The organism is Parabacteroides sp. 52, assembly GCF_010500925.1.
Classification (GTDB): Bacteria; Bacteroidota; Bacteroidia; order Bacteroidales; family Tannerellaceae; genus QVMG01.
In genome coordinates, this window is record NZ_QVMG01000005.1 from 1 (window position 1) to 15,126 (window position 15,126).

The 15,126-nt window shown below is 43.3% G+C and carries 12 protein-coding genes, 1 tRNA gene and 1 pseudogene; 11 read left to right on the forward strand and 3 right to left on the reverse strand.

The genetic code is table 11. The annotated features are described in order from the left end of the window. Window positions 1–100: 100 nt before the first annotated feature. Window positions 101–850, forward strand: a pseudogene (locus D0T51_RS04625) (efflux RND transporter permease subunit); the annotation flags it as partial. Window positions 851–854: 4 nt separating this feature from the next. Beyond that, window positions 855–2,126, forward strand: coding sequence for a TolC family protein (locus tag D0T51_RS04630; protein WP_163725834.1), 1,272 nt, complete (start codon window positions 855–857; stop codon window positions 2,124–2,126). 166 nt (window positions 2,127–2,292) lie between these two features. Here the strand turns inward: D0T51_RS04630 and D0T51_RS04635 are convergent, their stop codons facing one another. Then, entirely contained in the window at window positions 2,293–3,561 is a 1,269-nt protein-coding gene (locus D0T51_RS04635; RefSeq protein ID WP_163725837.1) for a hemolysin family protein, read from the reverse strand. 165 nt (window positions 3,562–3,726) lie between these two features. Here D0T51_RS04635 and pheS point away from each other — a divergent pair, with 165 nt between their 5' ends. From pheS to D0T51_RS04650, 3 genes are all read left to right on the forward strand, one after another. Beyond that, complete coding sequence (gene pheS, locus D0T51_RS04640) at window positions 3,727–4,746, forward strand: phenylalanine--tRNA ligase subunit alpha (RefSeq protein WP_163725839.1); 1,020 nt, start codon at window positions 3,727–3,729, stop codon at window positions 4,744–4,746. Between the two features lie 91 nt (window positions 4,747–4,837). Next, window positions 4,838–5,476 carry an endonuclease III gene (gene nth, locus D0T51_RS04645; RefSeq protein ID WP_163725842.1) on the forward strand — a complete coding sequence of 213 codons (639 nt, stop codon included), beginning with the start codon at window positions 4,838–4,840 and terminating at the stop codon, window positions 5,474–5,476. Then, window positions 5,473–6,360 carry a hypothetical protein gene (locus D0T51_RS04650; RefSeq protein ID WP_163725845.1) on the forward strand — a complete coding sequence of 296 codons (888 nt, stop codon included), beginning with the start codon at window positions 5,473–5,475 and terminating at the stop codon, window positions 6,358–6,360. Before nth ends, D0T51_RS04650 begins: the two co-directional genes overlap by 4 nt. Before the next feature lie 8 nt (window positions 6,361–6,368). Here D0T51_RS04650 and murB read toward each other — a convergent pair whose 3' ends face one another. After that, entirely contained in the window at window positions 6,369–7,379 is a 1,011-nt protein-coding gene (gene murB / locus D0T51_RS04655) for a UDP-N-acetylmuramate dehydrogenase (RefSeq protein WP_163725847.1), read from the reverse strand. An 85-nt stretch (window positions 7,380–7,464) separates the two neighbouring features. Here murB and D0T51_RS04660 point away from each other — a divergent pair, with 85 nt between their 5' ends. From D0T51_RS04660 to D0T51_RS04675, 4 genes are all read left to right on the forward strand, one after another. Further along, window positions 7,465–9,561 carry a M3 family metallopeptidase gene (locus D0T51_RS04660; RefSeq protein ID WP_203583322.1) on the forward strand — a complete coding sequence of 699 codons (2,097 nt, stop codon included), beginning with the start codon at window positions 7,465–7,467 and terminating at the stop codon, window positions 9,559–9,561. A 98-nt stretch (window positions 9,562–9,659) separates the two neighbouring features. Beyond that, window positions 9,660–10,094 carry a dCMP deaminase family protein gene (locus D0T51_RS04665; protein ID WP_163725850.1) on the forward strand — a complete coding sequence of 145 codons (435 nt, stop codon included), beginning with the start codon at window positions 9,660–9,662 and terminating at the stop codon, window positions 10,092–10,094. 8 nt (window positions 10,095–10,102) lie between these two features. Then, window positions 10,103–11,827: a S41 family peptidase gene (locus D0T51_RS04670; protein WP_163725853.1), complete on the forward strand. Its 1,725-nt coding sequence runs from the start codon at window positions 10,103–10,105 to the stop codon at window positions 11,825–11,827. Next, the gene (locus D0T51_RS04675) at window positions 11,784–12,314 is read left to right on the forward strand and encodes a 5-formyltetrahydrofolate cyclo-ligase (RefSeq protein ID WP_239056684.1); all 531 of its coding nucleotides are present in this window, start codon (window positions 11,784–11,786) and stop codon (window positions 12,312–12,314) included. The genes D0T51_RS04670 and D0T51_RS04675 overlap by 44 nt, the downstream gene beginning before the upstream one ends. 60 nt (window positions 12,315–12,374) lie before the next feature. Here the strand turns inward: D0T51_RS04675 and D0T51_RS04680 are convergent. Beyond that, a tRNA-Gln gene (locus D0T51_RS04680) sits at window positions 12,375–12,445 on the reverse strand. 218 nt (window positions 12,446–12,663) lie between these two features. Here D0T51_RS04680 and rsfS point away from each other — a divergent pair. Together rsfS and ftsH are read left to right on the forward strand one after the other, a co-directional pair. Next, a complete protein-coding gene (gene rsfS, locus D0T51_RS04685) occupies window positions 12,664–13,023 on the forward strand; it encodes a ribosome silencing factor (RefSeq protein ID WP_163725859.1) in 360 nt (119 codons plus the stop codon). A 28-nt stretch (window positions 13,024–13,051) separates the two neighbouring features. Beyond that, window positions 13,052–15,094, forward strand: coding sequence for an ATP-dependent zinc metalloprotease FtsH (gene ftsH / locus D0T51_RS04690; protein WP_163725861.1), 2,043 nt, complete (start codon window positions 13,052–13,054; stop codon window positions 15,092–15,094). The last annotated feature ends 32 nt before the right edge of the window (window positions 15,095–15,126 follow it).

Here is a 15,126-nt window from a genome sequence, read left to right on the forward strand (position 1 = left end):
CAACCTCAAAAACAACTACAAAAATGACCTCGTTGTGAAACACAACTTTAGGGGGTCACTTTGAATTGGCCGAAGGGGGTCACTTTCGATGGAATTTCCACTTACCTCCGCTTCGGGAGCCATGATCCCTCTCTCCGCTGTGGCGGAGATCAAAACCACGACCGGTCCGAGTATGATCTCCCGCGAGATGAATCAACGTTTTACTACCGTGCGTATGAATCTGCGTGGAAAAGATCTGAGCTCGTTCGTTCGGGAGGCTGAATCGAAGATCGAAAAGCAAGTCGTGTATGACCATAGCCAATTCCAGTTTCATTGGGCAGGCCAACTGGAGAATCAACACCGGGCCTTTGGTCGTTTAGCCGTGATCATGCCTATCACATTGGCCGTGATGTTTCTCTTGCTTTTCTTTGCCTTTGGTACGTTCCGCCAGGCTGGTTTACTCATCGGGATGTTGCCACTGGCTGTTTTCGGAGGTATGTTGGCCTTAGTGGCACGCGGAATGACTTTCAATGTATCATCGGCGGTAGGATTTATCGCTCTTTTCGGGGTATTTATCCAAAACGGGGTGATCATGATTTCCCATATCAATGTATTGAGAAAAAAAGGCATCGCCCTGAAAGAGGCGGTGATCTCCGGATCGTCACACCGGTTGCGTCCGGTATTGATGACTGCAACGGTAGCGGTCCTGGGTCTCTTGCCTGCCTCTCTCTCTACCGGTATTGGCTCCGACGTACAGCGTCCGCTGGCGACAGTCATTGTCTACGGCTTGTTGTTCGGTACCATTCTCATCCTGTATATATTACCTGCTTTTTATTATATATTGGAAAAGAAAAACAATAAAAAGATATAATCCTATGAAATATATAAAATCAATACTTACAGTCTATTTCTGTTTCCTGTCTCTTCTCTGTCATGCACAGGAAAAGCAACTATTGACATTCGACACCTATCTCCATAATGTCCGAAAGGCCAATATCGACTATTTAGTAGAAAAGTACAATGTAGACATTGCCCAGGCGGAGGTGAAAGCCGCCAAGGTCTTCCCCGACCCCGAACTATCGGTCAGTTATGCGAACAATCAGAACTGGAACCTCGAAATGGGTTACGGTGTGGATGCCGAATTAAGTTATACCCTGGAATTGGGAGGTAAACGAAAGGCACGGGTGCGGGTAGCCCAAAGCGAAAAAGAAATGACCGAAGCCCTGTTGGAAGATTATTTCCGCAACCTGCGTGCCGACGCCACTCTGCATTTCCTGACGGCGGTAAAACAACAAAAACTATACGAAATACAACAGGAATCGTATAGGCAGATACTTGAACTGGCAAACGCCGACAGCCTGCGATTCCGCATGGGATTGATTACGGAGACCGATGCCCGCCAGTCGAAACTGGAAGCAGCCACCATGCGTAACGAAGTATATGCAAGCGAAGGGGATCTGCGAGAGGTATTGGTTCGACTCTTATTATTCCAAGGCCATACCAACCAGGCCATACCCGACTCCATCGTGGGTACCCTCGATTACAGGATACGGTATTTCGATTTATCCACACTCATTACAGCGGCACAAAACAACCGGGCCGACCTGCAAGCGGCTTTGAAATCCAAAGAAGTATCCCATAACAACCTGCGATTGGCAAAAGCCGACCGGGCCATCGACCTGGGATTGAGTGTCGGGGCGGGCTATGCCTCGATCGTACGCAATGAGATCGCACCTGCCCCGGAGTTCTGGGGCGTCACCGCCGGTGTCACTATCCCTTTGAAATTCTCGAATGCCAACAAAGGAGCCTTGCAGGCAGCCCGGCTGACGGTCGAACAAAGTAAAAAACAATACGAGGCTGTCGAACTTCAAATACATACGGATGTGATGCAGGCATACAATACATACACGACCGAATGCCGTAAGATTGAACAATTCAATACCGGCCTTTTGCAGGATGCCCAAACAATCCTTGAAAAAAAGATCTTCAGTTACGAACGGGGAGAAACCAGTATACTCGAAGTCTTGCATGCCCAACGCACGTATAACGAGATACAGGTAAGCCATACCGAAACACTTTTCGCCTGCGCGGCTGCCTTGATTGAACTGGAACGTGCCTGTGGCATATGGGATATTGATTCAGAATAAGTCCTTTTTTCCGGGAGTATTCTGTTGCCGATGGGCATCGGCAATATTAACGATGCTGTTCAGCAATATTGACGAACACGTTCAGCAATATTGCCGATGCCCATCGGCAACAGAATATTCCGACTTTTTTTGAGATTATTTCTATTCTTTTTCTTTTCTCAATCCTTCAATCCGTCTTGTAAACCAACACTTTATCTATACGAGCCCCATCCATATCTACAATTTCCAGCAAAAAATGCATCCACATCAACGTTTCACCAGTATGTGGCACATGTTCTAATATTTCCAGAATGAGCCCGCTTAAGGTGTTATAATCATGATCCGAATAAAGTTCTTCCAGATCAAAGTATGCCAGAAAATCATAAAAAGAGAGTTGCCCATCGACCAGCCAGCTGCCATCGGACCGTTCAATGATTTCCAGTTCTTCTCCCACCTCAGGCATTTGTCCGATCAGCCCCTCCAGTATATCTTTCATTGTGACAATGCCTTGAATCCCCCCAAACTCATCGGTCACAATACCATACTTCACCCGTTGTTGTTTAAACTGAGCAAGGGCATTGTATACACTTTGATTCTCCGGCAGATATTCCGCCGGACGAAATACCTGTTGCAAAGAAAAACTAGGCTCGTCGATATGTAAAAACAGATCTTTCAAAGAAACAACCCCTATCAGGTTATCCAATTTTTTCGACGCAACCGGATAAATATCAAAAAGGTTTTCCTGCACTTTCATACGAATCGTTTCCACTGGATCTGCCACATCCAACCAGATCAAATCACTCCGGTGTGTCATAATTGAACCTACATTCCGATCGCCCAGGTTAAAAACCCGTTCCACGATGTCCTGTTCAACCTCCTGCACTTCTCCACCATCTAGTCCCTCTTTCACAATGGCTTTTATCTCTTCTTCCGTCACTCTGTTTGCTTCCGAGTCATGTATACCGATCAGTTGAACCACTCCGGTAGTACTTTTCGACAATAACCAAACAAAAGGAGAAGCAAGCATAGAAAGCAGATTCATCGGTTTGGCGATCGCCTTAGATACCGTTTCAGCCAACCCCATACCGATACGTTTGGGAACAAGCTCTCCAAAAATCAAGGTCAGGTAAGTGACAACAACCACTATGGTTGTCTTGGCAATAAAAAAAGCATAAGGTTGTAATATAGAAATTTCGGCTATAAGAGTGGCCCAGTCAGCAGCAAAAGCTTCTCCGGAATAAAGACCGGTCAGGATACCGACCAAAGTAATACCTATCTGAATGGTCGAAAGGAAGCGATCCGGTTCGTTAGCCAGTTGCAAAGCCGTCCGGGCTGATGTATTTCCTTTCTTCGCTTCTATTTCCAACCGGGACTTTCGGGCAGATACTAAGGCTATTTCCGACATCGACAACACCCCATTGAATAAGATAAGCCCTACAATAATCACTATTTCCATTCTTTCTATTGATTGCTTTATTTGGATACGAAACTTTCAATCGCTTTTTTCATATAACATTCCAAGGGTAGATTAGTTGGCTATACAAAACAAAAAACATAGCCGAAACGATTGCAGTATAAAAAGAAAGACCTAAATTTGCACGTTAAATAAAAGGATACAACAATGCTTGATAAAATTAAAGCTCTCCGTCAGGAAGTGGAGAATATGAAGGCGGCGAATGCTGAAGAATTGGAAGCTTTACGAATTAAATATCTCAGTAAAAAAGGGGAGATATCCCTGTTAATGAATGATTTTCGTAATGTCGCTGCAGAACAAAAACGGGAAGTAGGTAAATTTCTGAACGAACTCAAGGAAAGTGCTCAGGAACGAATCAATGAACTCAAGCAAAGTTTTGATAACACACAAACATTCAACGACGACATCGATCTGACCCGCACGGCTTATCCGGTGGAATTAGGTACCCGTCATCCGATATCCATTGTCAAAAAAGAAATTTGTGATATATTCAGCAGTTTGGGATTCTCTATTGCTGAAGGTCCGGAAATTGAAGACGACTGGCATGTGTTCACTTCCTTGAACTTTGCACTGGATCATCCGGCTCGGGATATGCAGGATACCTTTTTCATCCAGCACAACCCGGATGTCTTACTACGCACCCACACCTCTTCGGTACAAACGCGCGTATTGGAAAAACAACAACCTCCCGTTCGCATCATGTGTCCGGGACGTGTGTATAGAAACGAAGCGATTTCTTACCGTGCCCATTGTTTTTTCCACCAGGTGGAAGCATTATACATCGACAAAGACGTATCTTTCGCCGATCTGAAACAAGCCTTATTATTTTTTGCCAAAGAATTATTTGGCAAAGACACACAAATACGTTTACGTCCCTCCTATTTCCCATTCACGGAACCTTCTGCCGAGATGGACATCTCCTGTAACCTCTGCGGAGGCAAAGGCTGTCCGTTCTGTAAACATACAGGCTGGGTAGAAATCCTGGGATGCGGTATGGTAGACCCCAACGTGCTTGACAACTGTGGCATAGACAGCAGTGTTTATTCCGGTTATGCATTGGGTATGGGCGTAGAACGCATTACTAATTTAAAATACCAAGTGAAAGACCTACGAATGTTCTCAGAAAACGATATCCGTTTCCTGAAACAATTCGAATCGGCCAATTAAGTTGTAAAGCCTGAAAATCATTACCATTTCCCGGATCCATTCACTTGGATCCGGGAAAAACACAAGAGGAAGAACCGTTTCCTGTTTTCTTATGCGAAAAGAAGAACGTTACAAAGGGGTTATTCATTGGTTCAAAGAAAATGTGCCAATAGCAGAGACTGAATTACAATACGACAATCCATACCAACTGCTTGTTGCTGTAATTTTATCAGCCCAATGTACGGATAAACGGGTCAACCTGGTTACCCCTCCTCTATTCGAAGCATTTCCCACACCCGAAGTAATGGCAGCCTCTTCTGCGGAAGTGGTATATGAATACATCCGTACTGTTTCTTATCCTAACAATAAAGCGAAACACCTGGTAGGAATGGCCCGGGTGTTGATAAAAGACTTTGGCGGTATCGTTCCTTCCGATGTGAACGAATTACAAAAACTACCCGGGGTAGGCCGGAAAACTGCCAATGTCATTGCCTCTGTCGTTTACGATCTGCCTGCAATGGCCGTCGACACCCATGTATTCAGGGTATCCAACCGGATCGGATTGACGAACAACAGCAAGACTCCGTTGGAAACAGAAAAGGAATTGGTGAAACATATTCCCACCGAATGGATATCCAAAGCACATCATTGGCTCATACTGCATGGACGGTACACCTGTATCGCCCGCAAACCCAAATGTGACAGCTGCGGATTAATACCCTGGTGCAAATACTTTCTGACACAAAAATGAAAAACGGACAAAAAGAAATAACTGTTGCCATCGTAGCAGCTGTTATTCTTTTAACAGCTGTTTGGGTTTTCTTTGATCATATCCGGGAAAAACAAAAAAACGAAGACATTCATCTGCAAAACCTGATTGCTTGCAAACCGGATGCGGTATGGGTCGTTAACCGTCCGCAGGCATTGTCTACCTGTATCCAGGCGCAGGCAGACCTATTCACGCCATTCACCTCTTCTGTGCCGGACGTTTATTTATCTCTCTGGCAGCAGTTTGCCTTTCCTTCCGTCCTTTCGTTTCATCCACAAGGCGTCCTCTTTTATGCCCAAATGGGAAAGGGCGAATTGGAAGAAATAGAAAAAAAGATTATCACACCTCTTTTTCATTCCTTCCAGCCGACATTCCAGAAAAAGGATGCGATAAACCTTGTCTTTTATCCGGATACCGCACATCGTTTTTTCGGGTATTATTACCACCAGGGAGTATGGGTTGCCAGTTACAGCCATAAACTCCTGGAAGAGACGGCTAAGAAACAACAAAACAATATAGATACGGTAGGTTTTGGTTTGGATTCGGTATTTACTACTTTAGACCGGAACGTGCCTCTGAATGTATTGTTTGCCACCCATGGTTCCGAATGGCAACAGGAAGCCAAAGGGGATTCTTCCTCTTGGCATCTCACAACCCCTTGGTGGGTTACAGACGTATTTTCGAATGAAGGAAATATATGTTTTCATGGCAGATTACCCCTGTCATTCACAACGGACTCCGCGAGTCTCTCTCTGGCAGACACGATAAACGCCCGCTTTTCCGCCCGATTCCCGGCCCTGCAGTTTACAACACAGATTGATGGGGAAACAGATGATATCTTTTATACGACCTGCTGCCCTTTATAAGTGGTTTTTTATCCGACATATCTCACTTCCGGCATGATCTCTATACCGAACTTTTGGGAAACAGCCATACGGATACTTTCAGCCATTAAAGCAATCTCATTGCCTGTAGCCTCTCCATAATTAACAATTATCAATGCCTGTTTGTCATAAACTCCGACAGAGCCATAACGTTTTCCTTTGAAGCCACATTGTTCTATCAGCCAACCGGCTGCGATCTTTACCATCCCTTCCGGTGCCGGATAAGACGGTATAGTCGGATAAGTCGCTTTCAATTTTTCAAAACATTCCGTTGATATGACCGGGTTCATAAAGAAACTACCGGCATTTCCCAAAACAGCAGGATCCGGAAGTTTACATTCCCGGATACGAATTACCGCCTCACGCACAAATATAGGTGACAAAGTGGCATCTTCCAGTTCCGCCCGGAGCTGTCCATAATCTATATGATAAGAAGGTGTTTTCTCTAAACGCAAAAGGATATGGGTGACAATATGCGGATCGTTCTGTTCATTCTTAAAATAGCTGTACCGGTAGGCATAAGTACATTCGGCACGGCTGAATATCCGTTTCTCAAAGGTTAATTGGTTATAGGTTTCTACCCTCTCTATCACATCTTTTATTTCTACCCCATAGGCTCCGATATTCTGAATGGCAGCCGCTCCGGCTTCTCCCGGAATATGCGAAAGATTTTCTATCCCTCCCCATCCGTTGGAGGCGGCATAAGCCACTACGTCATCCCATATTTCAGCGGCACCGACACGAAGCAAAACGACATCATCCCGGTCTTCAACAACTTCTATTCCTTTGATTTGCGAATGCAAAACAATTCCGTTATAATCATTCAGAAACAACAGGTTACTGCCTCCTCCGATATGCAGGGACAGAGACTCCTGGAAATACTCGTCATGCAATATTTTTTCCAGCTCTTCTACTGTTTCATACTCCATAAACCAACGCGTTTTTACCGGCAGGTGGAAAGTGTTATAGGCCTCCAAAGAGTAGTTTTCTTCAATTCTCATAGACTATTTTATTAATGGCAGACAAAAGTAGTTATATAATCTTTTAATTTTCTACTTTTGTACGATTCTTTAAACAATTAATGCCATGAAAAGATTATTGTATGTAATAGTAGGACTAATAAGTATGATACAAATGACAGAAGCTAGCAGCAACCCTTTTTTCGGGAAATATAAAACACCTTTTGAGACACCTCCTTTTGATAAAATCAAAACAGCACATTATGAACCTGCTTTTGATGAAGGGATCCGGTTATTAAATAAAGAAATCGAGCAAATCGCCAACAACCCACAACCTGCTACTTTTGAAAATACAATCGTGGCTCTTGAACGAAGTGGTGAGTTATTGGACAAGGTTAGTTATGCCTTTTTCAATGTATTGAATGCGGAATCCAATGACGAGATGATGGAAATATCTCAACGGGTTTCACCGAAGCTATCGGAAAGCTCCAATAATATCTATCTGAATGATAAACTATTTATACGGGTTCAAACGATTTATAATCAAAAAGAACAGTTGAACCTGTCTACGGAAGATGCCAAATTATTGAATGAGACGTTTGAAGCCTTCAAAAAACAAGGAGCTACATTAAATAAAGAAGACAAAGACAAATACCGTCAGCTAAGTACAGAACTCAGCCTGCTTACCCTTCAGTTTGACCAAAATGCATTGAAAGACAAAATCAGATTTGAAATGCTGATAACAGAAGAGGAAGAACTGTCCGGACTTCCGGAAAGTGTTCGCGAGGCAGCTGCTACTTTAGCCAAAAGTAAAGGGAAAACCGGATGGCTTTTCAACTTATCTGCTCCCAGCTATTCTCCTTTCATGCGTTATTCGGACCTGCGCCCTTTGCGGGAGAAGCTTTACCGCGCCTATATGAGTGTAGGAAACAAAGGGGATGAATTTGATAACCGAGAGATTATAAAGAAAATTGTAAATATCCGCCTGGAGATTGCCCGATTAATGGGAAACAGCAATTTTGCAGAATATAAGTTGGAGCATACAATGGCTAAAACACCGGCGGCAGTATACAACCTATTGAACGAACTATTGGATGCATACAAACCGACTGCAATCAATGAATATAATGCAGTGCAAGGTTTTGCTATGGGGATGTCGAAAGAGAATATAACCGTGATGCCCTGGGATTGGTCGTATTATTCCGAAAAGCTGAAAGATATCCGCTTTCAGGTGAATGACGAAATGACGCGTCCTTATTTTGAACTGAATCAGGTAAAAAAAGGGGTATTCGGACTGGCTACCCAATTGTATGGCATCACCTTCAAAGAAAACAAAAAAATCCCTGTTTATCATCCGGAGGTAGAGGCTTATGAGGTATATGATGAAGAGGGTCGTTTTCTCTCCATTTTATATACGGACTTCCATCCAAGAGACGGAAAACAGTCGGGTGCATGGATGAATAGTATGAAAGCCCAGTACCATGACAGTAAAGGGAAAAACTCTCGTCCCCAGGTGATCATAGTGATGAATTTCACCCGCGCGACAGAAACCAAACCTTCACTGCTTTCTTTCGACGAGGTAAACACCTTCTTGCATGAGTTCGGACATGCCTTGCATGGCATGCTGGCCAACGGAAAATATGCCAGTCTTTCCGGCACAAGCGTCTACAGAGACTTCGTTGAACTACCTTCCCAAATCATGGAAAACTGGTTGACAGAAAAAGAATATCTGGACCAGATTGCAGTGCATTATGAGACTGGAGAAAAAATCCCACAGGAATTAGTACAAAACCTGGTGGATGCTTCTAACTTCAATGTAGGGTATACCTGCTGCCGTCAGTTAAGCTTCGGTATGCTGGATATGGCCTGGCATACATTGACAACTCCTTTCGAAGGAGATGTGACCGCTTTTGAAAAACAGGCATGGGCGCCAACAAATATTCTGCCTGAAGTAGAGAGCGCACTGATGAGCAGTAGCTTCGGACATATATTCTCAGGAGGGTATGCTGCCGGTTATTATGGATATAAGTGGGCGGAAGTACTCGACTCTGATGCCTTCTCCTTGTTTAAAACCCATGGTATATTCGATAAAAAGACAGCCCGTTCTTTCCGGGAACATATTCTGTCTAAAGGAGGAACGGAAGATCCGGCAGTCCTTTACAAGCGCTTCCGGGGACAAGAGCCTACCATTGAGGCTTTATTGATTAAAAATGGAATTAAATAAGGAGGGATCCGTTCCTCTCAAAAAACGTTCCATTTCGATTTTTAACTCTCAACTATTTATTACCTTTGCGAATTGGTTTTGAGACAAAACAAAGAAGAATGTCAGAGAAAAAAGAGAAACAACAAGAGTTGGATAAACGGTATTTGCGCATGGCTTCCGTATGGGCTGAAAATTCTTATTGCAAGCGCCGGCAGGTAGGAGCCTTGATCGTAAAAGACAAAATGATCATTTCCGATGGCTATAATGGGACTCCTTCCGGTTTTGAAAACATCTGTGAAGATGAAAACAATATGACCAAGCCCTATGTTTTACACGCGGAAGCAAATGCTATCACCAAAGTGGCCGCCTCTTCAAACAGCAGCAAGGATGCGACTATTTATGTTACATCGGCTCCTTGTATTGAATGCGCCAAGCTCATTATCCAGTCTGGTATCAAACGCGTTGTTTATTCGGAAAAATACCGGATGGAAGACGGTTGTATCTTACTCGAACGTGCCGGCATATCGGTTGAATATATTGAGATTAAAGAATAAGTTATTGTATGAATAAAAATAGAAAACTATCCATTTGGCTCCCCGTCATTATCGTTGCAAGTATTGCTTTCGGAATTTTTGTCGGGAATCACTATGTGAATCTGTCAAAAGGAAAGAGACAAGGATACCGGGTTGGCAATAAGATCAGTGCTATATTGGATATTATCCATGCGCAATACGTAGATACGGTGGACATGCCCCAATTGATAGAAGGCACTATTCCCAAGATATTCAGCGAATTGGATCCGCATTCGGTTTATATCCCAGCGGAAGAAGCTCAAACAGCCAATGAAGACCTGGAGGGTTCTTTTAGCGGCATTGGTGTATCTTTCAATATGCAAACAGACACCATACTGGTCATCAGTGTTATCAGTGGCGGTCCGGCAGAAAAAGCAGGACTACTGCCTTTCGATCGTATCATTACGATCAATGATTCTATTTTTTCCGGAAAGAAAACCAGTCAGAATCAGATCATGCGTACTTTGCGGGGGACCAAAAACAGTACGGTCAAACTGGGTGTAAAACGAGGAACCGCTGAGGATCTGCTTTATTTCGACGTGACGCGGGGAGATGTTCCGGTGCATTCTGTCGATGTGGCCTACGAAGTAAGTAAAGGGATCGGATATATAAAAACAAGTAAGTTCGCACGAAACACTTACAACGAGTTTATTACCGCCATCGCTCAATTGAAACAAATAGGTTGCAGTTCATTTATTATTGACCTTCGTGGTAATACAGGAGGATATATGGATGCGGCGATCCATATGATCAACGAATTTATGCCGGAAGGACGCCTTATTGTTTATACCGAAGGTAAATCCTTTCCGCGATCGGATGTGTTTGCCAATGGAACAGGGACCTGCAAGGAAGATCCGATCATCTTATTAACAGACGAATCTTCTGCTTCGGCCAGTGAGATTTTTGCAGGAGCCATACAGGATAATGACCGCGGACTTATCATCGGCCGGCGCACCTATGGAAAAGGATTGGTACAAACGCCTATCACGCTGAACGATGGTTCTGAAATACGATTGACCATTGCCCGGTATTTCACTCCTTCCGGACGAAGTATCCAGAAAGAATATGAATTGGGAAAAGGAGATCTCTACGACCAAGATATATACAATCGATATATGCATGGTGAGTTCGACTCTGTCGACAGCATAAAATTAGATGATTCTTTGCAATTCAAAACCCTGCAGGGACGAACCGTATATGGTGGCGGAGGTATTATGCCGGATATTTTCATTCCCCGCGATACGACAGGTATTACTTCTTATTTCACCCATATTATTAGTACAGGAGTACTCTATTTATATGCACTTGAGTACTCCGATAAGAACCGCCAGAAACTATCGGCATTCAATAGTTGGGATGAACTTTATACTTATCTGCAAAGTCAATCTTTGCTTTCTGATTTTGTAAATTTCGCTGAAAGCCAAGGTATTAAAAGAAGACCTACTCTGATTTATATATCCGGCAAACTGATAGAAAATCAGCTCCAGGCTTATATTGTGCGGAACTTCTTTGACGAGGCCGGTTTTTATCCGATTTTCCAGAAAGAAGATAAAACTTTATTACGGGCCATTCAGATCTTAAATGAGGGTAAATCTTTACCTACCTCTGAACTTATTCAAAAAGTGACTGATGGAAGAAATCTACAAAGCCAAACAAGTCTTTCGACAAAATATGGCTTGTCTAAAGAAAGAGTATTCGAAAACCTGGTTGTCTGAACAATCGGCAAAAGCACTGGCTCTACTGGAACAAACCGATTTTTTTCAGCGTGCCCATTGCATTGCTCTTTATCATGCGCTTCCGGGAGAAGTAGAAACGGCTGATTTTATTGAAAAATGGGCACCCCAAAAACAACTATTACTGCCTCTTGTTGACGGAGAGAATCTAAAGCTCCTCCCCTATACCGATAAACAATCTTTACAAAAAGGAGCTTATGGCATTTTAGAACCTGGAGAAAAGCCGGGTTTCTCTGTGGATGAAAATGAAATAGATCTATTGATTGTTCCCGGAATCGCATTCGATCGTCAAGGCAATCGCCTGGGACGCGGTAAAGGATATTATGACCGCCTTCTTTCCTCTCTTTCGAATCCGAAGATAGGGCTTTGTTTCAGTTTCCAACTTCATGAGCAAATTCCCACGGAAACTTTCGATATACAAATGGATGGAGTGATTACAGAGAAAGAAGTACTTTTCAAACAAGTCTAAAAAACACAGAGTACACCCCATAAAAAATCCGCCATAACAGCATCTGTTACAGCGGATTTGTTGTTCTACCAGGGCTCGAACCTGGAATTTCAGGACCAGAATCTGACGTGTTACCATTACACCATAGAACAATGAATGCAGACATTCAAAGAAAGTCCTTTTCAATTCGAGTGCAAATATAAATACTTTTTCAGAAGTAACAAAAAAACCTTTATTTTTTTAGTTGTTCCGAACATTCACACGGGCAATGTGTTTAAAGAGTATAGCTTCAATAATTATGTACTGAAAAGCCAAACGATACAAAATTAAAACTATCTTTGCAACTTCGAATAATAGTGAATAAAACTAGATGGATCAAACGAAAGAATTAGTAAAAACAGTCGTTGCAGGACTGCAAGAGAAGAAAGGCAAAAATATTGTAATTGTAGACTTGACTCAATTTTCAGGAGCCATAAGTCAGTATATGGTCATTTGTGAAGGGAATACGCCCACACAAGTTTCTGCTTTATCTGACTCAGTTTGGGATTTTGTCCGCAAAGAAGCAAATGAAAAACCCTTGTCGATAGATGGAAGCCAGGGAGCCGAATGGATAGGCATGGATTATGGCACAGTTCTTGTACATATATTTTTACCGGAACGTCGGGCTTTTTATAACCTGGATCATCTCTGGGCAGATGCCCAAATGACCCGTATTCCCGATATTGATTAAAATTGTAATAATTTAGCAAACCATCAACATGGAGAATAAAAATAATATCCCCAATAAGACACCGAAGAGCAACAAGCCAAAGATGTTTCGTTTTAATCTGTATTGGATGTATGCGATCATCTTTATCATACTTGCTACTCTTCTCTACACATCAGACGATTCCACCTCGCGTGAACTGGGCTGGACGGAGTTCCAGCAACTCACCAAAGAGGACGTGTTTGAAAAAATGGTCGTATACAATAAGAAAAACATGGTTGAAGCTACGGTTAAACCCGGAAAGAAAGCCTTGGTTTTTAAAGGGGATACCTCCAAGTTGGGTACAATGCCCAAGGCATACACCAAAATACCTTCTCCGGATAAATTCACCGACTTCTTTGAAACGGCTGTAACAGAGAATCATATCAAAACAGAACTGCGTTTTGAAGAAGGAGAAGATGCAATCTGGAATTTCTTGATTAGCACAGGCCCTTTCCTGTTGATAATCGTAGTATGGATTTTCCTGATGCGGAGAATGTCAGGTGGCGGTGCCGGTGGTGCCGGAGGAGTCTTTAGTGTCGGCAAATCAAAAGCTCAATTATTCGATAAAGACAACGACCGGAAAGTTACCTTCAAAGATGTAGCCGGTTTGGCTGAAGCCAAACAGGAAGTTGAAGAGATCGTGTCATTTCTTAAAAACCCCGGAAAATACACCGAATTGGGAGGAAAAATCCCCAAAGGCGCCCTTTTGGTTGGCCCTCCGGGAACAGGAAAAACATTATTAGCCAAAGCAGTTGCCGGAGAGGCGAATGTTCCTTTCTTTTCTTTATCCGGTTCTGATTTTGTCGAAATGTTTGTAGGTGTAGGTGCCTCCCGCGTACGTGATTTATTCCGACAAGCCAAAGAAAAATCCCCCTGTATTGTTTTCATTGATGAAATCGATGCGGTAGGACGGGCACGTGGGAAGAATGCCAATATGAACAGCAACGATGAACGGGAAAATACATTGAATCAATTATTAACTGAGATGGATGGGTTTGGCTCCAACAGTGGGGTAATTATCCTGGCAGCCACGAACCGCGCCGACATCTTGGATAAGGCACTTTTACGTGCCGGACGTTTCGATCGGCAGATACACGTAGAATTACCAGACCTGAATGAACGCAAAGAAATATTTGGGGTACACTTACGTCCGATCAAAATAGACGATACTGTCGATGCCGATTTCCTGGCTCGTCAAACACCCGGATTCTCTGGTGCAGACATTGCCAATGTATGTAACGAAGCGGCGCTGATAGCTGCCCGGGGAGGGAAAAAGTTTGTTCAGAAAGAAGACTTTATGAATGCCGTCGATCGTATTGTCGGAGGGCTGGAAAAACGCTCTAAGATCACCACAGTAGAGGAACGACGGAGTATTGCTATACACGAAGCCGGGCATGCCTCTATCAGTTGGTTATTGGAACATGCAAATCCCTTAGTAAAAGTAACGATTGTGCCCCGTGGGAAAGCCTTAGGTGCTGCCTGGTATTTGCCTGAAGAAAGACAGATCACTACCCGGGAACAGTTATTGGACGAAATGTGCGCCACCTTAGGAGGCCGTGCTGCCGAAGAACTTTTCATCAAGAAAATTTCGACAGGTGCTTCCAACGACCTGGAACGGGTTACCAAACAAGCGTATGCCATGGTGGTTTATCTGGGTATGAGCGACAGGCTTCCTAATCTGAACTATTACGACTCAACCGGTCAAGACTGGGGGTTCACCAAACCGTATAGTGAAGAAACGGCTAAAATGATAGACACCGAGGTGCAACATATCATAAATGAACAATATGAACGGGCCAAAAAGATCCTTTCGGAACATGCAGAAGGTCATAATAAATTAGCCCAGGTATTACTTGACCGGGAAGTGATTTATTCGGAAGATGTTGAACAAATTTTTGGAAAAAGAGCTTGGGTCTCTCGTTCGCAAGAGATCATGGATCTGAAAGAAAAAGAGAAAAAAGAAGAAAATACGGATAATGAACTGACAGAGACAGGAGAAGACAGTATTTCCCAAGAGAACACAGGAAAGACAACTTCCGATTCTAAAGAATAATATAAATAAATTTGCAAGTAAACCCATCATCA